Origin of the sequence: Pantoea sp. CTOTU46764, from assembly GCF_031974595.1 — a bacterium.
GTDB lineage: Bacteria > Pseudomonadota > Gammaproteobacteria > Enterobacterales > Enterobacteriaceae > Pantoea > Pantoea trifolii.
This window is the reverse complement of sequence record NZ_DALYOQ010000020.1, coordinates 30,969-49,619: the sequence shown is the minus strand read 5'-3', so window position 1 is coordinate 49,619 and position 18,651 is coordinate 30,969. Positions and strand designations below refer to the sequence as shown.

The following is an 18,651-nucleotide window of genomic DNA, read 5'->3' as shown; positions in this document are numbered from 1 at the left end:
CGGGTTACATCCATTAAATTAGCGAGATTCTTATGAAAGTAGGCATTATTGGCGCGATGGAGCAGGAAGTTACTCTGCTGCGTGACAAAATCGAAAACCGCCAGACACTGACGCTGGCCGGCTGCGAAATTTACACCGGCACGCTGAACGGTGTTGAAGTGGCGCTGCTGAAATCAGGCATCGGTAAAGTGGCTGCCGCGCTCGGCACCACCTTGTTGCTCGAGCTGTGCAAACCGGATGTGGTGATCAACACCGGTTCCGCTGGCGGATTAGCGTCAACGCTGAAAGTGGGCGATATCGTGGTGTCCGATGAAGTGCGCTATCACGATGCAGACGTCACCGCCTTCGGCTACGAGCCTGGCCAGATGGCCGGTTGCCCCGCAGCTTTCGTGGCAGATGACAAGCTGATTGTCGCCGCTGAGCGGGTTATCAAGCAGCTCGACCTCAACGCGGTACGCGGTTTGGTCGTGAGCGGCGATGCGTTTATCAACGGCGCGGCACCGCTGACGCGCATCCGCACCACCTTCCCGCAGGCGATCGCGGTGGAGATGGAAGCGACCGCGATTGGTCACGTTTGCCATCAGTTCAAGGTGCCGTTTGTGGTGGTGCGCGCGATTTCTGACGTCGCCGATCAGGAATCACACCTCAGCTTTGACGAGTTCCTTAGCGTTGCGGCAAAACAGTCTTCGCTGATGGTTGAAAATCTGCTGGTTCAGCTGGCGCGTGGCTAAAATCCTGCTGCTCGGGCTGTTGCTGCTGTGCAACAGCCTGTTCGCCGCCGCGCCGCGCGTTATTACGCTTTCGCCCCATCTGACCGAACTGGCCTTCGCCGCGGGCATTACGCCGCTGGCCGTCAGCGCCTTCTCTGATTATCCCGCGCAGGCCAACGCGCTGGAGCAGGTCGCGAACTGGCAAGGCATCAAAGTGGAACGCATTCTGCAGCTCAAACCGGATGTGGTGCTGGCGTGGCGTGGCGGTAATCCGCAGCGGCAAATCGAACAGCTGCAGCGTTTCGGGATAAAGGTTGAGTGGATCGATCCGCAAACCATTGATCAAATGATCGATGCGCTGGCGGCGTTACAGCGCTGGAGTCCGCAGCCGCAGCAAGCGGTTGATGCGGCGCAGGCATTACGCGCGCAGGAAGCGGCGCTGCGCAAGCAGTATCAGCACAGTACGCCGATCGCGCTGTTTTTGCAGTTTGGTCAGCAACCGCTGTTTACCGCTGCGCGTAACACCATGCAAAACCAAATGATTGAGCTGTGCGGCGGCAGGAATATTTTTGCCGATAGCAGCGTCAGTTGGCCGCAGGTGAGCCGTGAACAGGTGCTGATGCGCCATCCGCAGGCGATTGTCATCGGTGGTAACGCCGCACACGCCGCCAGCATTACCAAATTCTGGCAGCCGCAGCTGGATGTGCCGGTGATCGCCATTAATGACGACTGGCTGAGCCGTCCGGGGCCTCGCATGCTGCTGGCAGCGAAACAGCTGTGTGCAGAATTACATCCGATGCAAAAAAGCACCCATAATGATTAAAGTTCCGGCAGAAATTGTCGTAACTCATAATACAAGGCGCAGCGGCCACGTATGCTCTGTGCCCATTTTTAGCGCTTAGCGCAATTTTGTCTTCACCAGGAACTATTCATGACCAGAGCACTGCTGCTGGCCATAGGGCTCGTGATCGCTGCACCACTGAGTGCGGCCACGTCGACCGGCTCTATCGCCGTCACCTTAACGTTATTCTCGCGTTGCGATATCTCACGCCAGAACGAACACACTCTGCCCACCGTGGATTGTGGACGCCACTTCAGCGCGCAGCCGCGCATTACCGAACGTGTGTTAAAACGCGATGCCACGCGCCGTGAATCCGCGCGTTTAGTGACAATTGAGTGGTAAGAATCTGGCTACCAGAACGGCAGCCAGAAGCAGCATTAGATGCTGAAGGAAGAACCACAACCGCAGGTGGTTTTGGCATTCGGGTTGGTCACGATAAAACGTGAACCTTCCAGGCCTTCGGTGTAATCCACGGAACCGCCCACCAGATATTGCAGGCTCATCGGATCCACCACTAGCGCCACACCTTGTTTCTCGATGGTCATGTCGCCGTCATTCATTTGATCGTCAAAGGTGAAGCCGTACTGGAAACCGCTGCAACCGCCGCCGGTAATATAAACGCGCAATTTCAGCTCAGGATTCTCTTCATCAGAAATCAGGTTTTTCACTTTTTTTGCTGCTGCATCGGTAAATTGCAAAGGCAGCGCTGCTAAGTCGTCACTCATCTTTTACTCCGGGTAAACGTCGAGGTCAGAAAACGACCTTAATTTCGCTATTATCTGCCAGCCGTCCAGTGCAATCAAGTCTCAAGCTTGACACTGCGTGCCGCCGCATGCGCAGGAAAGTATATACCCTAAACTTTAGCGCAAGCCGTTATTCCCGTAGAATGGCGCCAGATTTTTTCCCGAACAGCAGGAGCAGAACAATGAGTAAGTCAGAAAACCTGTATGCCGCAGCGCAACGCCTGATCCCCGGCGGTGTGAACTCCCCGGTACGTGCATTTACCGGTGTGGGCGGTGTGCCGCTGTTCATCGAACGCGCTGACGGTGCGTATCTGTATGACGCCGACGGCAAAGGCTATATCGATTATGTCGGTTCGTGGGGCCCGATGGTGCTGGGTCACAACAACGCCAACATCCGTAACGCGGTAATTGAAGCCGCCGCGCGCGGTCTGAGCTTCGGCGCGCCGACCGAGATGGAAGTGAAAATGGCCGAGCTGGTGTGCGAGCTGGTGCCAAGCATGGACATGGTGCGCATGGTTAACTCTGGCACCGAAGCCACCATGAGCGCCATTCGCCTGGCGCGCGGCTTCACCCATCGCGACAAAATCATCAAGTTCGAGGGCTGCTATCACGGCCATGCCGATTGCCTGCTGGTAAAAGCTGGCTCCGGCGCGCTGACGCTGGGACAGCCAAACTCGCCGGGCGTACCGGCCGATTTCGCTAAACACACGCTGACCTGCACCTATAACGATCTCAGCACCGTGCGTGCGGCTTTCGAGCAATATCCTGAGGATATCGCCTGCATCATCGTTGAGCCGGTCGCGGGCAACATGAACTGCATTCCACCGCAGCCAGACTTCCTGCCGGGCCTGCGTGCGCTGTGTGACGAATTCGGCGCCCTGCTGATCATCGACGAAGTGATGACCGGCTTCCGTGTCGCGCTGGGCGGTGCTCAGGCCTATTACGACGTGACGCCAGACCTGACCTGCCTCGGTAAAATCATCGGTGGCGGCATGCCGGTTGGTGCTTTTGGTGGTCGTCGCGAGGTGATGGATGCGCTGGCGCCAACCGGTCCGGTTTATCAGGCCGGTACCTTGTCCGGTAACCCGATTGCCATGGCGGCGGGCTTTGCATGTCTGTCGCAGATTGCGCAGCCGGGTACGCACAGCACGTTGACCGATCTGACCACGCAGTTAGCGCAAGGCTTGCTGGACGCGGCGAAGGCCGAAAACATTCCGCTGGTGATCAACCACGTTGGCGGCATGTTCGGGATTTTCTTCACCGACGCCGATGAAGTCACCTGCTATCAGGACGTGACTCAGTGTAATGTGGAACGCTTCAAGCGTTTCTTCCACCTGATGCTGGAAGAAGGCGTTTACCTCGCGCCATCCGCTTTCGAAGCCGGCTTTATGTCGCTGGCGCACAGTAAAGAAGATATTCAGCGCACCATCGATGCCGCACGACGCAGCTTCGCGAAACTGTAAAATTGCTAAATGCGATCCTAGGCATTTTCGTAGGGTCGCCATTAATGGCGACCAACATTACTCCCGCCGCAACAGCCAAATAAAGTACGGCGCTCCGAAGATGGTTGCCATCAATCCGGCCGGGATCTGATCGGGAAACGCCAGCATCCTGCCGCACCAGTCGGCGAAAATCATCAAACCGCCGCCCAGCAAACCGGCCATCAACACCTGCGGTAACGCACGGCGGAACCCAAGCATGCGCACGATATGCGGTGCCATCAGCCCAATAAAACTTAGCGGCCCGATGGTTAAGGTTGCCGTGGCGGTCAATGCCGCCGCCAGCAACAGCAAGCTAAGGCGAGAAGTGGTCAACGCCATGCCCGCCGAACGCGCGGTGGCGCTGCCGAGTGGCAACAGCGTTAACCAGCGGCTCGCCAGCGGCGCCAGCGCAATCAGCACCAAACCCACCACCGCGCTTTGCAGCGCCTGCTGCATATTGATGTTGTAGGTTGAACCGGAAATCCAGCTCAGCAAGCCGCCCATGCGCGGATCGCCGCTGGCCAGCAGCACCATCAAAACAGTGACGAACGCGCTGTTGAGCGCCATGCCCGCCAGCAACATACGTTCCGGCGAGAAGCCGCCGCGACTCGCCACCAGCATAATCATCATCAGCGTCAACGCCGCACCCAGCGCACCGGCAGGCAACAGCCACGCCACCGCATCGCCCGGCACGAAGAACATCATCACCACCACGCCGCACGCCGCGCCCGAGCTGATGCCCAACACTTCCGGGCTCGCCATCGGATTGCCGGTGAGACGCTGGATCAGCGCACCTGCCACGCCGAGCATCATGCCCACAATCAGCGCGGCCAATACGCGCGGCGCGCGCCATGGCAGCAGCTGATGCAGCATATCGCCGCCCACCCACGCAAAGCCGTGCGCATCGCGACCAAAGGTAATACCAACCCAGCTGAATATGCCCAGAACCAGTAATCCAATCAGACACCAGCGTAAGACGTTCTGCCGCTCAGCCGGCACGCTATCGCCCTGATTGAGCGCCGGTGGCACCGATCCGGTACGCAAGCGCGGCAGCAACCACAGCAGAATCGGCACGCCGATCAGCGCGGTCGCTGTGCCGGTAGAGACTTCGCGCCAGTGGCTGGTGAGCCACAGCACGCACTGATCGGCCAGCCACAGCAGCAGCGCACCGATCAACGGGGCCAGCATCATGCGGCTCAGCAGGCGACGTCCGCCGAGCATCTTTGCCAGCAGCGGCGCAAACAGGCCAATAAAGCCGATGATGCCCGCAACATTGACCAACTGCGCGCTGAGCAAAATCGCCAGCGCCAGCGCGGCAATACGTGCCGCCGACAGCGCCAGACCGAGATTTTTCGCTACGCCATCATCGAGCCCCATCAACGTCAGCGGGCGCAGCAGCGCCAGCGCCACCACAAACGCCAGCAGCAGACGCGGCCACAGTTGGGCCACGTTGTGTCCATCCAACTGATTGAGTGCGCCAGTGCTCCACAGGAACATGTTTTGCAGCTGATCGTGATTGAAGATAGCGAAGATTTGATTCACCGAACCGGCGTACAAACTCAATACCAGCCCAGCCAGAATCAGCGTCACTGGCGACAAACGTTTGCCCCAGGCCACGCCGAATACCAGAATGCCGACCAGCACCGCGCCGCCCATCGCCGCAAACTGCTGCGTGAGCTCGCCGCCCGGCAAATGCCATAACGTCGCGACGGTAATCCCCAGCTGAGCGCCGGACGACACGCCCAGCGTGGTGGGTTCCGCCAGCGGATTACGCAGCACCTGTTGAAACAGCAAACCGGCGAGGCCAAGGCCCGCGCCAACCAGCAGCGACAGCGCCAGACGCGACAGCAAGCTGTGATGAAACACCACTTGCTGGATGTTGTTGATGTCAGGCGCGAAAAACGCCTGAGACCACTGATCGCCTGGCAGCGCCTGACGCAAATTGATAAAAGTTAAGGCCAGCGCCAGCAGAAAGACTGCACTCAGCAGCGCGACGGGAAAAAGACGATTGCGCATCAGTGCGACTCCAGCGCGTGTTCCAGCACGCGGACAAATTTCAGCGCCGAATAGGTCGCGCCGTAATACCACACCGCCGGCACGCGCTGGAAACGCTGCGCGCGCACAAACGGCAGCGCCTGCCACAGCGCGGTAGCCATCACTTGCTGCATATCGCGATCGTTATCGTGATCGAAGCAGATCACCTGCACATCACCTACTTCCGCCAGCCGCTCCAGCCCAACAACCGCGCTGCCCCAGAAGTTGGTTTCACCCTGCCAGGCATTGCTCAAGCCAAGGATCTCCATCACCTCGAGAAACAGGCTGTTTTTACCGAAGGTAATCGCATGGCGGCTATCCATCAGTGACATCAGCAGCACCGGACGATCGGCCCACGGCTTGAGGCGTTCACGCGCCGCCGCCAGCTGCTCATCCACATACTGCAGATGCTGCACGGCCTGCGCTTCACGGCCAAGACGCGCGCCGAGCGCCTGCAGCGAGTGACGCGCGGTGCTGAGCGGTTTGCCGTCGCCGCTATTAAGGTCAAAACCCATGGTCGGCGCGATGCGCTGCAGCTTATCCAGCGCCGGGCCGTAACCATTGGAGTGCAGAATGAGCGAAGGTTCGAGCTGCGTCATCAGCTCCAGATTGGGTTCGGTGCGCAGACCGAGATCGATAACGCCGGACGGCAGCTGCGGATCGCCGACCCAAATGTTGTAGTTGTGCATGTCGGCCACGCCGAGTGGCGTCACGCCGAGCGCCATCAGCAGCTCCACTGGCAGCCACTCCAGCGCCAGAATGCGCTGCGCATCCGGCACGGCGGCACGCAGCGGCAACGCGGACATCAAGGGGGAAAGCGCCAGCGCCGTCAGCAGGCGGCGGCGAGAAATGTCGAACATGGCGAGGCCTTAATAAACGAAACTGACGGGCGCGCCGCCCAGCGGATGCGGCAAAATGCCCATCGGAATACCGTAAATGTTGCCCAGCACATCGGCCTGCATGATCACCTCAGGGCCGCCTTCGGCAATCACTTCGCCACCGCGCAGCGCCACCAAACGATCGCAATAGCGCGCCGCCATGTTGAGATCGTGCAGCACCGCAATCACCGTCAGCCCACGTTCGCGGCTGAGACGCTGAATCAGCGCCAGCACATCAACCTGATGGGCGATATCCAGCGCCGACGTCGGTTCGTCCAGCAGCAGACAGCGACTGTTCTGCGCCACCAGCATCGCCAGCCAGGCACGCTGGCGCTCGCCGCCAGAAAGGCTATCCACCAGACGCCCGGCAAAAGGCTTTAATCCCACCAGCGTAATCGCCTCTTCTACCCGATCGCGATCTTCCTGACCATAGCGGCCCAGCGCGCCGTGCCACGGATAGCGACCAATCGCCACCAGCTCGCGCACCGTCATGCCTTCCGCCGCGGGCAGTTGCTGCGGCAAATACGCCACCTGACGCGCAAAATCTTTGCTGCCCCAGTTATCTACCGCGTCCTCATTCAGCAACACGCGCCCTTCACTCGCCGCATGGTGACGACCGAGCATTTTCAGCAGCGTGGATTTGCCGGAACCATTATGACCAATCAGCGCGGTGACTTTGCCCGGTGCAAAAGTAAGAGACAGCGGATGCAGCAGCGTGCGGCCTGGCACACGAAAACTGACGTTATCCAGCCTGAAGGTGGTTTCTGCGTGGTGCGGATGCTGCATGATAATCCCTGGTTAATCGGTAGGGTCGCCATTAATGGCGACCTACGTAACGTGATCAGAAGCGGAAAGTCGCAGTACCGACAATCTGACGCTCAGCGCCCCAGTAGCAGGCGTAGTCGCGGTAGCAGCTGGCGACATATTCACGATCGAACAGATTATTGACGTTAACGCCGATGGTGGAGCCCGGCATGCCAAAGCGTGCGAGATCGTATTTCAGCGCGGCATCGACGGTGGTGTAACCGGCGACGTCAAAGTTTTGGTTCTCGTTCGCCGGGTCATTGGCGCTGTAGATACCTTTGCTTTCGCCGACATAACGTACACCTGCACCCAGCGTTACGCCTGAAAGCGCAGTTTCGTGGAAGGTGTAATCACTCCATATCGATGCCATATGCTTCGGCACCTGCACCGGCGTTTTGCCTTTCAGTAAGGTGTCATGCGTATATTCGGCATCGGTATAAGAGTAAGCGGCTGTCAGGTTGATATTGGCATTTATCGCCGCTTTGGCTTCTAACTCCACGCCGCGTGAACGAATTTCACCACCTTGCACGCTGAATTGCAGACTATTGGGATCGGCTGTGAGGTTCTTCGTTTTCGTGAGCTGATAGACCGCACCCGTGATAACAATCGGACGATCTTTTGGCACATATTTCACACCGGCTTCGTACTGCTTAGCGCGTGAAGGATCGAATGTTTGGCCGCTGGATGTGGTACCCGCTGTAGGAATAAACGATTCGCTATAGCTGAAATACGGCGCGATGCCGTTATCAAACACATAGTTCAAACCACCGCGCCAGGTGAAGGCCTGATCGTGATTTTTCTCTTCAGTATTACCGTTACGATTCAATGCTGAGGTCATTGCATAATCATAGCGACCACCTAACGTCAGCACCCAACGGTTCCACTCCATTTGATCCTGGGAGTAGAGGCCAGTTTGTTCCTGACGGTTTAGATATTGATACGGGAATGGCGTACCGATAACCGCGTCATTGCCATATTGCGGATTGATTGCACTGATCGGTGCGGCGCTACCAAAGGCAGCATCAATATCATTGCGCGTACGCTGATAATCCACGCCCATCAGCAAAGTATGATCCACGGCACCGGTGGCAAATTTAGCTTGAACCTGGTTATCCAACGCAAACTGATTCAGCTTTTCATTAGAAACCGCTGAACCGCGGGTGATTTGCTGTGTTACTGAATTAAAACCATTGCCATAAATGCTACGATAATCCGTCCTCAAATCCGCATAGCGCAGATTCTGTCGCACCGTCCAGGTGTCGTTGAAGCTGTGCTCGAAGTTGTAACCCACCATCTTGGTGTTGCGCGAAATCTTGTTGCTGTCTGCGCCTTCATCAAAGTTGGTCGGCAGCTTGTAACTGCTGCCGTCAGGACGCGTGATGCCCACCACGGTGCCCTGACGCGGCAACCAGCCGTAATAGCCGGTTTCCGGTTCGTTCTGGAAATAGGTCAGCAGATCAAAACGCGTATTCTCATCCGGACGCCAGCTGAACGATGGCGCAATGGTGTAACGCTTCTCTTTGTTCATCTCCTGCTGCGCATCGGCGCTGCGCGCGAGGCCGGTCAGGCGATAGCTGTAAACGCCGTCATCATCCAGCGAGCCGCCGAAGTCGAAACCGGTGGAGAACTGATTATTGGTGCCCATCTGGAACTGCACTTCACGCAGCGTCTCCTGCGTAGGACGCTTACTCACCAGCGACACCACGCCGCCCGGATTGCTCTTGCCGTACAGCACTGAAACCGGACCGCGCAGCAGCTCGGCGCGCTCGAGGAAATAGGGATCGATAGCAAACTCAGAGTAGTTATCGCCCTGCAGTTTCAGGCCATCAAGATATTGATTGGTGTTGGTTTCGCTGAAGCCGCGAATAGAAAGCGCATCGATGACATTGGAGCTACCGCGGTTGCCGGTCAATACGCCAGGCGTATAGTTGAAAGCCCCTTTCACGCTGGTGACGTTTTTCATCGCCATCTCTTCCTGCGTGACCACAGAGATCGACTGCGGGTTCTTCTCAATCGGCGTATCGGTTTTGGTGCCGGTGGCGCTGCGTTTGGCCGCGATGGTTGGCGACGGGCCCCATGCATTCTCTTGCGCCACGCCGCTGCCACCATCGGCGCTGACAACCACGGTATCTTCTGCCAACGCCTGCACGCTGAACGTACCCAGAGTCAGTGAAATAAACCAAGCCAGCGAACGCGGGCGGAAAAAACAAGGATTGGTGTTTCGCGTATTCATAAATGAGATCTCTCGAAAAAAGTCGATGCAGGCGAATACAAACGAGAATGATTATTATGACGCACGGATTTTAGGCGAAATAACTCCACATTCGCAACGTCTAATGGCCGTTAGCGCGGCGTTTACAGCCAGATCGCGCATATTCATGATCGCGAATAATAAATTAGCGATGAAGCGAGCGTAGGCCACCAATCGGGAAATTACACTGCCGCAAAGCGGAAATTCATTTCATCCCGATTGAGCCATCAATTAAAAATAATCAATAAAATCATTTATTTAAGAATTGGCCCACTAATTGCTTATGTCATGCATTCTCTTTCTAAAGACATCGTCATGGCCGCTATAAACTGGAACATTGTTGATCGCGTTATCTTCATCAATTTGAAGAAACGCAAAGACCGATTAACCCGCATCACTAAACAGCTTAAAAAGTTAGGTCTAACCGCTGAAAAAATCGTTCGTCTGAATGCGATCAAGCATGAAAAGGGCTACATCGGCTGCACGCAATCGCATATTGCCGCGCTGGAGATGGCACGCGATAACGGCTGGGAGCGGGTGCTGATTCTGGAAGATGACTTCAGCTTTGATGAAAACCAGGCGAATTATGACAATCTCAACCGCTACTTTGCCGCCCTGCCGCAAATCAACTGGCAAGTGGCTTTTCTGGCGGCCAATTATCGCCGCGTCACGCCGTTGAAAAGCGTGGACTATATCGTGCGCGCTAACTTCGCGTGGTGCGCCTGCGCGTATATCGTCAATCTCCGCTATTACGCCACGCTGATTGAAAACTATCGCGCAGCGCTGCAGGCACAATTGCAAGGTGGCGCGCAGGCGCAATATGCCCTTGATGTGCACTGGAATAGCCTGATGCAGCAGGATCTGTGGCTGGGCGTGTTCCCCAACGCCGGCGCACAACGGCTCGACAAAAGCGATATCGAAAATAGAACGGTAGATTACCGCGCACTCTTCAGAAAGCCGTTGAGTCAAATTGTTGCGCCCGCCAAATTCACGCCCTCCACTACCGGTCCAATTAAGGTCGATTTTTACTTCCAGTGGCCGCCGGGTTGGACAAATTTTGAATCGGTAATTGAGGCGATGCAGGCCAATCCCGCCTTCGATTGCCGCATCGTGGTGGTGCCTTACCTGAACTGGAAGGCCAGCGATGTTAATGGCGATATTCAGCGTGAAATTCTGCGTGAAAGAGGGCTCGACTATATCGGGTTTGAAGATTATCAGTTGGAGGCGCGTCAGCCGGATGTGGTGTTCCTGCAAAACCCTTACGACGAAGCGCGACCCGAAGCCTTCCGCAGCGACTACTTGCATGAGCGCGGCGTGAAGATCGCTTATATCCCTTACGCGCTCGACACCGGAATTGGCGCTGAAAGTATGGTGTATCAGTATAATTTGCTCTGTCAGAATCTGGCGACGTGGATATTTGCCCGTTCAGAAAAACATAAAGCTGAGTTTGCACTGCAATGTCAGGCAGGAAATCGCCATGTACACGTTACCGGCCATCCTAAATTTGACCACTATCAGCGTCGTTTCCCTCTTTCAGATAAGCCGCAGCCACGCACAGTAACCACTTTCCTGTGGACACCGCATTTCGTGCTGCCGGGCGATCAGAAGATGTACACCACTTTCAACCTTTACGGCAGCGCGTTCCTGAAGCTGATTGAGCGTCAGAATATTCATCTGATCATTCGCCCTCATCCGCTGCTAAGCCAGTGGATAAATGAAGCCAACTCATCGGCACGTAGCCTTTATCAGCAATTACTTAGCACGGCGCAGCAGCACGCCAATCTGGAGTGGGATCACGGGCATGATTACACCCATACTTTTGCGCGTTCCGATGCACTCATCGCAGACGCCGGCTCTTTCCTGCTGGAATATCTGCCGTCGAAAAAACCCATCCTCTATCTCACCCACGAAACCTGCCACGGTTTAAACCGCACTGCAGATTTCATTTATGACGCCTACGACGTTGCCTGGTGCGAAGAGGATATTTTCACCTTTGTTGACAACATTGTCGCGGGGCGCGATGCAATGAAAATGCGCCGGGAACAAGTGCTGCAAGAGGAACTGCAGATAGAAAAGAAAACGGCGGGCGAGAAGATCGCTGAAATTATTTGTTCATCACTCAGACCGCAAGCGGCGGAATAAAAAATGAAAAATGTAGCCATAATACTTTCTGGCGGTACAGGCACCCGCTTTGGCAGCGACAAGCCGAAACAATTTGCTAAGTTGGCGGGTCGTGCGGTGATTGAATATACCATCGAGCGTTTTGAAACGTCGGTCGACATTGATGAGATTATTATTGTCTCGCAAAATGAGTACATCGATTTTATGTGGGAACTGGTGGCAAAAAATCAGTGGCATAAAGTGAGTAAAGTGGTAAACGGCGGTAAAGAACGTTTTGACTCGACATATTCCGCACTGAAAACCCTTATCGACTATGACGGTCAATGCAAAATCTTACTGCATGATGCCGTGCGGCCATTAATTAGCGACGCAATCATTCGCAAATGCGTAGATGCCCTGGAATCCTTTGACGCCGTAGATGTGGTGATCCCCTCAGCAGATACCTTAGTAGAAGTACACGATGATGGCTGCATTGCCCATATTCCTCATCGTGCCAGCATGCGTCGTGGCCAGACACCTCAAGCATTTCGTCTGGAGAAAATTCGCCAGGCTTATGAGAAAGCGGCGGCCATAGGTAAGTTTACGTTTACCTGCGACTGCGGCGTGCTGCGTAATATGCTGCCTGAAACGCGTGTTATTACCGTTGAGGGAGATGAAAACAATATCAAAATCACCCATCCACTTGACCTCTATATCGCAGAGAAATTGCTGCAGGAGAAAAGCTCACATTCATTGAATACTGCCAGTCTCGATTTCCTGCGCGATAAGCATATGGTTATTTTTGGTGGCGGTAGTGGGATTGGTCTGGAGATGATGAAAGTTGCCACGCTATGCGGGGCCAAAGTGCATATTGCCAGCCGTTCACATAATGATATCGATATCACTCAGCTCGACAGCATTAAAAACTATTTAAATAACATCATTGCCGAGCATGGCAATATTGATTATATCGTCAACACTGCAGGTGTATTAATTAAGAAACCGCTCTCCACGCTGACTCAGCATGAAGTTATGGCGCTGATTAACATTAATTATCTCGGGGCCGTAAACGTGGCGATTGCGGCAAAAGAGCGCTTAACCAGTAATTCCGGCATGTTATTGAATTTTACATCCAGTTCCTATACGCGCGGACGGGCCTTTTATGCCCTTTACTCCTCTGCAAAAGCTGCGGTAGTCAATTTGACTCAGGCGCTGGCGGAAGAGTGGATTGAGGATAAGGTCAAAGTGAACTGCATTAATCCTGAGCGTACCGCAACGCCAATGAGAACCGTTAATTTTGGCGAGGAACCGGCAGACTCACTGTTACATGCGCGAGACGTTGCAGTAAAAAGCCTGGAAGTTCTGGTGACGCAAAGCACTGGTATGGTTATTGATATTCGTAAAAGTAACTGCAAGAACCAGCCCCGCTGACCACCTATCCCAATGAAAAAGGGCGCCGCAGCGCCCTTTGTATTTTTCGGCAAGTTATTTGCTGCCGAACATATCCTTAATCCAACCCGCGACGCCGTCAGAATCTTTCTGCTCATTCTGTGGCTGTTGCTGCTGTTGCTGCTGTTGCTGCTGTTGCTCTTGTTGCTGCTGCAACTGCTGCTGTTGCTGCTGAACCTGCTGTTGCTGCTGCTGACACAGCGCATTCGGATCCAGCGACCACACCGGCAGCGAACGCCATGTGCTGCTGCCGCTACCGCAAACGAAGTTACCGGCAGAATCGACGTTCATCTGCGTGATATCTTCCGGCGGCGTCAGCACCAGCGGCATCGGCGCCTGGTTGTCGAGATAGCGACGATAAAGCTGCATCGCACCGCTGGCACCGTACAGTTTCGAGGTTTGGTTGTTATCACGACCAACCCAGGTAATCGCCACTTCTTTGCCATCGACACCGGCGAACCAGCTGTCGATCAGGTCATTGGTGGTACCGGTTTTGCCCGCCAGATGTGCTTTCGGATATCGCGCACCCAGCGCACGCGCGGTACCGTGATCGGCGACCTGCTGCATGGTGTAGAGCGTGAGATACGCGGCCTGCGCTGGTTCGACGCGCTGCGCCTGCGGATAGCTCTGATACAGCACCGTGCCATCCTCGGCAATCACTGAACGCACCGCCGACAGCTCAGCGCGGTTACCGCCGCTGGCGATCGACTGGAACGCCTGCGCCACTTCAATCGGCGTCAGGTTCAGTGCACCCAGCAGCATGGATGGTACCGGATGCAGCTGATCTTTCGGCACGCCGAGTTTGTTCCATGTATCGACCACCGCATCCAGTCCCAGCGTCATACCGAGGTTGACGGTTGGCACGTTCATCGAGTTGGTCAACGCATCCACCAGCATCACTTTGCCGCTGAAACGACGATCGTCATTCATCGGTTTCCAGATGGTGCCATTCGGCTGTTTCAGCGCAATCGGCTCATCGGCGATCCAGCTGTTGAGGCGATAGCTGTTCGGCTGACTCAGCGCGGTGAGATAGGTCGCCGGTTTTGCCAGCGAGCCAATAGAACGACGCGCCTGCAATGCGCGGTTGTAACCGGCAAACTGCGGATCGGCACCGCCAACCATGGCGCGCACTTCACCACTGAAGCGGTCAACCACCACCATCGCGGTTTCCAGATCTTTCAGTCCCCGCTGTTTTTTCAGCGTAGGAATGCCTTCCACCACCGCTTTCTCAGCGGCATCCTGCGAGATCGCATCCAGCGTGGTGAAAATCTTCACGCCAGAGAGATCTTTCATTTTGTCGCCGAGCTTAGCCTGCAGCTCGTTACGCACCATCTGCATAAACGCCGGCTGTGGCGTGATCACGCCGCCTTTAGGCTGCACGCCCAGCGGACGCGCCGACAACATGTCATACAGTTCCTGATCGATGACGTTCTGCTGCTGCAACAAACGCAGCACCAGGTTACGTCGCTCCAGCGCCAGTTTCGGATTACGCCACGGATTGTACAGCGACGCGCCTTTCACCATGCCAACCAGCATCGCCTGCTGATCGAGGCTCAGCTCATCCACCGGACGACCAAAGTAATACAGACTCGCCAGCGGGAAGCCGCGGATCTGATCGTTACCGGTCTGGCCGAGATACACCTCATTGAGATACAGCTCGAGGATGCGATCTTTGCTGTAGCGCGCATCCATGATCACCGCCATATAGGCTTCACGTGCTTTACGCCACAGCGAACGCTCGTTGGTGAGGAACAGGTTTTTCACCAGCTGCTGCGTCAGCGTACTGCCGCCCTGCACCGCTTTACCGGCGGTGATGTTGGCGAGGAACGCTCGACCAATCGAATACGGGCTAATGCCGTCGTGTTCGTAGAAGTGACGGTCTTCGGTGGCGATCAAGGTGCTAACCAGCAGATCCGGGAAACCGGCGCGCGGCACGAACAGACGCTGTTCACCGTTCGGCGACTGCAACATGGTGATCAGGCGCGGATCGAGGCGGAAAAAGCCAAAATCACGGCCGGTATCGAGGTTTTTAATCTCGCTCAGCTCATCGTTGCTAAACGTCAGACGCGCGTTGATCTGCCCTTCTTTGCTGTCCGGGAAATCAAACGGACGACGCAGCAGGTCAATGGTGTTGCCTTTGACGCTAAACTCGCCCGGACGGGTGATGCGCGACACTTCGCGATACTGCGTGCCTTCCAGCAGCGCAATCATCTCTTTTTTGTCGTACGACATGCCCGGTTCGAGGTTAACCATGCGGCCATAAACGGCGGCCGGCAGTTGCCACACTTTACCGTCGATGCGGCTGCGGATTTCCGAGTCGAGATAGACGCCCCAGGCGGCCATCACTACCACAAAGACCAGGAAGAGTTTAATCAACCAGCCTAACCAGCGACGTTTGCCGCGTGGCGGACGTTTTTTACTTTTTGGTGGCACCGGTCCACTCTCCTCATCTTCTTCATCAAAATCGTCCTGATCGATATCATCATCAAGTTCCCTGCGGCGACCCCGACGCGCAGTGCTGCGCGGCGGCTTTGGCGCTTTTCCTTTGCGCCCAATAGGTTCGCGATCGTTCCCAGACATGCTTTTATTCTCCAGGCATTACTACGGCGGCGGCCGTTACTCTAACTGCTTTCTCGTGCTGCGCATGGCAGAACCCTCTGAATTCGATCCACAGCGTTTCACGATGAAAATTTCTTGGTCCGCCTTGTGGGTAAGGCGTTGGCCGGATCGTCCGGCCACGGATGCTTTGGATAGCGCCCTTTCATCTCTTTCTGCACTTCGGGATAGGCACCGCGCCAGAACGCCGCGAGGTCGCGAGTGATCTGCAACGGTCGGTGCGCGGGCGAAAGCAGCTCTAACACCAGCGGTACGCGGCCATCGGCCACCGCCGGATTCTGTGCTTCGCCAAACATCTCCTGAATCCGCACCGCCAGCGCGGGTGGCTTCTCGGCATCGTAGCGGATCGGCAGGCGGCTTCCGGTCGGCACAGTGTAATGAGTTGGCAGCACAGTATCCAGCCGCTGACGTTGTGACCATGTCAGCAAATGTAATAATGCGCTGACAAGATTGATGCTCTGCAATCCTTTCAGATCGCGCACCGCACTCATCTCCGGCAACAGCCAGCTTTCAAGCGTATCGAGCAGGCTCTCATCGTCCAGCGGCGGCCACGCCTCTTCCGGCAACCACTGCGTGGCACAATGCACCCGCAAGCGTAGCTGCTCAGCGTCTTCTTTCCAGCCCAGCACCGACAATCCTTTTTCACGGATCCAGCGCAGCATCGCCGGATGCAATATTTCCGCTTCCGGACGCGCCTGCGGCTGTGCTTTCAGGACCAGCGCACCAATGAGTTCGCGCTTCCACGCGCGCATGGTGCCTTTCTCCTCGTCCCACTCCACGTCGGTGCGCTGCTCAACTAAGGTTGGAGACGCTCGGCGTAACGCGTCGATATCCACCGGCAGCGCCAGCAACATGCGCGCATCAGCGGCGCTGGCGCCCTGCAACAGCGTCGGCGCAATCAGCCACTCATAGCAGCTCAAACCATCTTGTTCGTTGAGCATCGCGCCAATGCCATTCGCCAGCTGATAACGCGCACTGTCGCCACGACGCTGCGCCAGACGATCGGCAAAACCGGCGGCCAGCAGCTGCGGGAACAAGTCGGGATTAATGCTGCCGCCACTGGCGTTGAGGCGTTTCTGCCACTGACGCGCACGGCGCTGCCAGTGCGACTGCGGATCATTAAGCGCATCACGCAAATCAACGCTGCCACTGCGTGGAGGATCTTCCAGAATCGCCACCAACAGCGCGGCGCTGGCGATGGCATCGTTGTTTTGCCCGGCGGCCACCAGAATCGCGCTCAGGCGCGGATCGCTGCCCAGCGCCGCCATCTTGCGACCGCGTGCGTTAAGTTGGTGATTCTCCAGCGCGCCGAGCTGCGTTAACCGCTCGCACGCCGCACGCAAGTTGCGCGGCGGCGGCGCATCAAGCCAGGTCAGCTGCGTCGCATCCTGACAACCCCATTGCAGCAGATCGATCTGCAGCGAGGTCAAATCGCTCTGGAGAATTTCCGGTTCGCTCTGCGCTGCTGCGCGCAGCGCCTGCTCTTGCGGCAGCAAATGCAGGCAGATGCCCGGTTCTAATCGCCCGGCACGTCCGGCACGCTGCGTCATTGATGCCTGGCTGATGCGCTGTGTTTGCAGCCGCGTCACGCCGCTGCGCACGTCAAACTGCGCCGAGCGCTCCAGCGCACTATCGACCACTAATCGGATACCTTCGATGGTCAAACTGGTTTCGGCGATGTTGGTCGCCAGCACCACTTTGCGGCGCCCCGCCGGAGACGGCAGGATGGCACGGCGTTGCACTTCCAGCGACAGCGCGCCATATAAATGAGAGAGATCCACCTCGTCACCGACCCGCGCTTCCAGCTCGCGCTTCACTCTTTCGATTTCTGCTACGCCCGGCAGGAACAGCAGCAGCGATCCTGACTCGTCGCGCAGCAGTTGTGCCACCTCGCGTGCTACCGCTTCCTCAAAACGTTGCTGGTTGTTGAGCGAAGCATAGCGGCGCGTGACAGGGAAGCTGCGTCCTTCTGAGACGATAAAAGGCGCATCCGGCAGCAGCTGACGCAAACGCTGGTTGTCGAGCGTGGCCGACATCAGCAGGATTTTTAGATCGTCGCGCAATCCTTGCTGCACATCGAGCAGCAGCGCCAGCGCAAGATCGGCCTGCAGGCTGCGTTCGTGGAATTCATCGAGGATCACCAGCGAAACGCCTTCCAACATCGGATCGCGTTGCAGCATGCGCGTCAAAATGCCTTCAGTGACCACTTCGAGGCGCGTGTTGGCACCGCAGCAGTTTTCACCGCGCATGCGATAGCCAACGGTGCCGCCCGGCTGCTCGCCAAGCAGTTCCGCCAGACGCTGCGCCACGTTGCGTGCCGCCAGCCGACGCGGCTCCAGCATGATGATGCGGCCGGACAATTGGGCGTGTTTTAGCAGCTGTAACGGCAGCCAGGTCGATTTACCTGCGCCGGTCGGCGCCGCCAGCAACACCTGCGGCGACTGCGCCAGCGCGGCCAGCAATGCAGGCAGCACCTCGCTTACCGGTAACTCACTCAAACTCAACTCCCAAAATGCCTGTGCTAAGATGGCGCGCATTGTAGCACTCTGAGGCGCGGATTACCGGAGGCCAACCTGGCAACGCAACGTCTGTTTTTTGCTCTTGAACTGCCGGCTCCGCTCCAGCAACAGCTGGTACAGTGGCGCGCGGATAATTTTGCTGCCGAAGCCGGGAAACCGGTGGCGGCGGCCAACCTGCACCTGACGCTGGCGTTTCTCGGCGAGGTTAGCGATGAGACCTCACGT

At 56.6% G+C, this 18,651-nt stretch carries 14 protein-coding genes; 7 read left to right on the top strand and 7 right to left on the bottom strand.

The window, feature by feature from the left end:
- The first annotated feature begins 32 nt into the window (after positions 1-32).
- The 3 genes from mtnN (at position 33) to RTM06_RS09660 (ending at position 1,893) form a co-directional block, all read left to right on the top strand.
- Positions 33-731: a 5'-methylthioadenosine/S-adenosylhomocysteine nucleosidase gene (gene mtnN, locus RTM06_RS09670; RefSeq protein WP_256695655.1), complete on the top strand. Its 699-nt coding sequence runs from the start codon at positions 33-35 to the stop codon at positions 729-731.
- Entirely contained in the window at positions 724-1,533 is an 810-nt protein-coding gene (gene btuF / locus RTM06_RS09665; RefSeq protein WP_312181734.1) for a vitamin B12 ABC transporter substrate-binding protein BtuF, read from the top strand. Before mtnN ends, btuF begins: the two co-directional genes overlap by 8 nt.
- 108 nt (positions 1,534-1,641) lie before the next feature.
- Entirely contained in the window at positions 1,642-1,893 is a 252-nt protein-coding gene (locus RTM06_RS09660) for a hypothetical protein (protein ID WP_008108497.1), read from the top strand.
- Positions 1,894-1,928: 35 nt separating this feature from the next.
- On the opposite strand, the gene erpA is transcribed toward RTM06_RS09660, so the two are convergent.
- On the bottom strand, positions 1,929-2,276 hold the full coding sequence (erpA, locus tag RTM06_RS09655; RefSeq protein WP_007893884.1) for an iron-sulfur cluster insertion protein ErpA: 348 nt from the start codon (positions 2,274-2,276) through the stop codon (positions 1,929-1,931).
- A gap of 200 nt (positions 2,277-2,476) precedes the next feature.
- Between erpA and hemL the strand changes: the two genes are divergently transcribed.
- On the top strand, positions 2,477-3,757 hold the full coding sequence (gene hemL, locus RTM06_RS09650; RefSeq protein WP_312181731.1) for a glutamate-1-semialdehyde 2,1-aminomutase: 1,281 nt from the start codon (positions 2,477-2,479) through the stop codon (positions 3,755-3,757).
- A 57-nt stretch (positions 3,758-3,814) separates the two neighbouring features.
- Here hemL and fhuB read toward each other — a convergent pair whose 3' ends face one another.
- From fhuB to fhuA, 4 genes are read right to left on the bottom strand one after another with little or no spacing between them, the layout of a single operon-like run.
- On the bottom strand, positions 3,815-5,791 hold the full coding sequence (gene fhuB, locus RTM06_RS09645; protein ID WP_312181729.1) for a Fe(3+)-hydroxamate ABC transporter permease FhuB: 1,977 nt from the start codon (positions 5,789-5,791) through the stop codon (positions 3,815-3,817).
- A complete protein-coding gene (gene fhuD / locus RTM06_RS09640; protein ID WP_265301265.1) occupies positions 5,791-6,669 on the bottom strand; it encodes a Fe(3+)-hydroxamate ABC transporter substrate-binding protein FhuD in 879 nt (292 codons plus the stop codon). Before fhuD ends, fhuB begins: the two co-directional genes overlap by 1 nt.
- Positions 6,670-6,678: 9 nt before the next feature.
- Positions 6,679-7,473 (bottom strand): Fe3+-hydroxamate ABC transporter ATP-binding protein FhuC, encoded by a 795-nt coding sequence (gene fhuC / locus RTM06_RS09635; RefSeq protein ID WP_007888799.1) that lies wholly within the window; start codon positions 7,471-7,473, stop codon positions 6,679-6,681.
- A 55-nt stretch (positions 7,474-7,528) separates the two neighbouring features.
- Entirely contained in the window at positions 7,529-9,724 is a 2,196-nt protein-coding gene (gene fhuA, locus RTM06_RS09630) for a ferrichrome porin FhuA (RefSeq protein WP_312181726.1), read from the bottom strand.
- Positions 9,725-10,057: 333 nt separating this feature from the next.
- Here fhuA and RTM06_RS09625 point away from each other — a divergent pair, with 333 nt between their 5' ends.
- Together RTM06_RS09625 and RTM06_RS09620 are read left to right on the top strand one after the other, a co-directional pair.
- A complete protein-coding gene (locus RTM06_RS09625) occupies positions 10,058-11,884 on the top strand; it encodes a glycosyltransferase family 25 protein (protein ID WP_312181724.1) in 1,827 nt (608 codons plus the stop codon).
- A gap of 3 nt (positions 11,885-11,887) precedes the next feature.
- A complete protein-coding gene (locus tag RTM06_RS09620; protein ID WP_256695646.1) occupies positions 11,888-13,273 on the top strand; it encodes a bifunctional cytidylyltransferase/SDR family oxidoreductase in 1,386 nt (461 codons plus the stop codon).
- Positions 13,274-13,327: 54 nt separating this feature from the next.
- Here the strand turns inward: RTM06_RS09620 and mrcB are convergent, their stop codons facing one another.
- Entirely contained in the window at positions 13,328-15,871 is a 2,544-nt protein-coding gene (gene mrcB, locus RTM06_RS09615; RefSeq protein WP_312181721.1) for a bifunctional glycosyl transferase/transpeptidase, read from the bottom strand.
- A gap of 98 nt (positions 15,872-15,969) precedes the next feature.
- Positions 15,970-18,444: an ATP-dependent helicase HrpB gene (gene hrpB / locus RTM06_RS09610; RefSeq protein ID WP_312181719.1), complete on the bottom strand. Its 2,475-nt coding sequence runs from the start codon at positions 18,442-18,444 to the stop codon at positions 15,970-15,972.
- A 36-nt stretch (positions 18,445-18,480) separates the two neighbouring features.
- On the opposite strand from hrpB, the gene RTM06_RS09605 reads away from it, so the two are divergent.
- The coding region (locus tag RTM06_RS09605; protein WP_312181746.1) for a 2'-5' RNA ligase family protein at positions 18,481-18,651 on the top strand (171 nt) is incomplete at its 3' end.

Bases quoted from the DNA above. Each gene is read 5' to 3' on its own strand.
- hemL (WP_312181731.1), top strand. From the start codon at position 2,477: ATGAGTAAGTCAGAAAACCTGTATGCCGCAGCGCAACGCCTGATCCCC.
- fhuD (WP_265301265.1), bottom strand. From the start codon at position 6,669: ATGTTCGACATTTCTCGCCGCCGCCTGCTGACGGCGCTGGCGCTTTCC.
- RTM06_RS09620 (WP_256695646.1), top strand. From the start codon at position 11,888: ATGAAAAATGTAGCCATAATACTTTCTGGCGGTACAGGCACCCGCTTT.
- fhuB (WP_312181729.1), bottom strand. From the start codon at position 5,791: ATGCGCAATCGTCTTTTTCCCGTCGCGCTGCTGAGTGCAGTCTTTCTG.
- fhuC (WP_007888799.1), bottom strand. From the start codon at position 7,473: ATGCAGCATCCGCACCACGCAGAAACCACCTTCAGGCTGGATAACGTC.
- RTM06_RS09625 (WP_312181724.1), top strand. From the start codon at position 10,058: ATGGCCGCTATAAACTGGAACATTGTTGATCGCGTTATCTTCATCAAT.
- mtnN (WP_256695655.1), top strand. From the start codon at position 33: ATGAAAGTAGGCATTATTGGCGCGATGGAGCAGGAAGTTACTCTGCTG.
- fhuA (WP_312181726.1), bottom strand. From the start codon at position 9,724: ATGAATACGCGAAACACCAATCCTTGTTTTTTCCGCCCGCGTTCGCTG.
- mrcB (WP_312181721.1), bottom strand. From the start codon at position 15,871: ATGTCTGGGAACGATCGCGAACCTATTGGGCGCAAAGGAAAAGCGCCA.
- RTM06_RS09660 (WP_008108497.1), top strand. From the start codon at position 1,642: ATGACCAGAGCACTGCTGCTGGCCATAGGGCTCGTGATCGCTGCACCA.
- erpA (WP_007893884.1), bottom strand. From the start codon at position 2,276: ATGAGTGACGACTTAGCAGCGCTGCCTTTGCAATTTACCGATGCAGCA.
- hrpB (WP_312181719.1), bottom strand. From the start codon at position 18,444: ATGCGCGCCATCTTAGCACAGGCATTTTGGGAGTTGAGTTTGAGTGAG.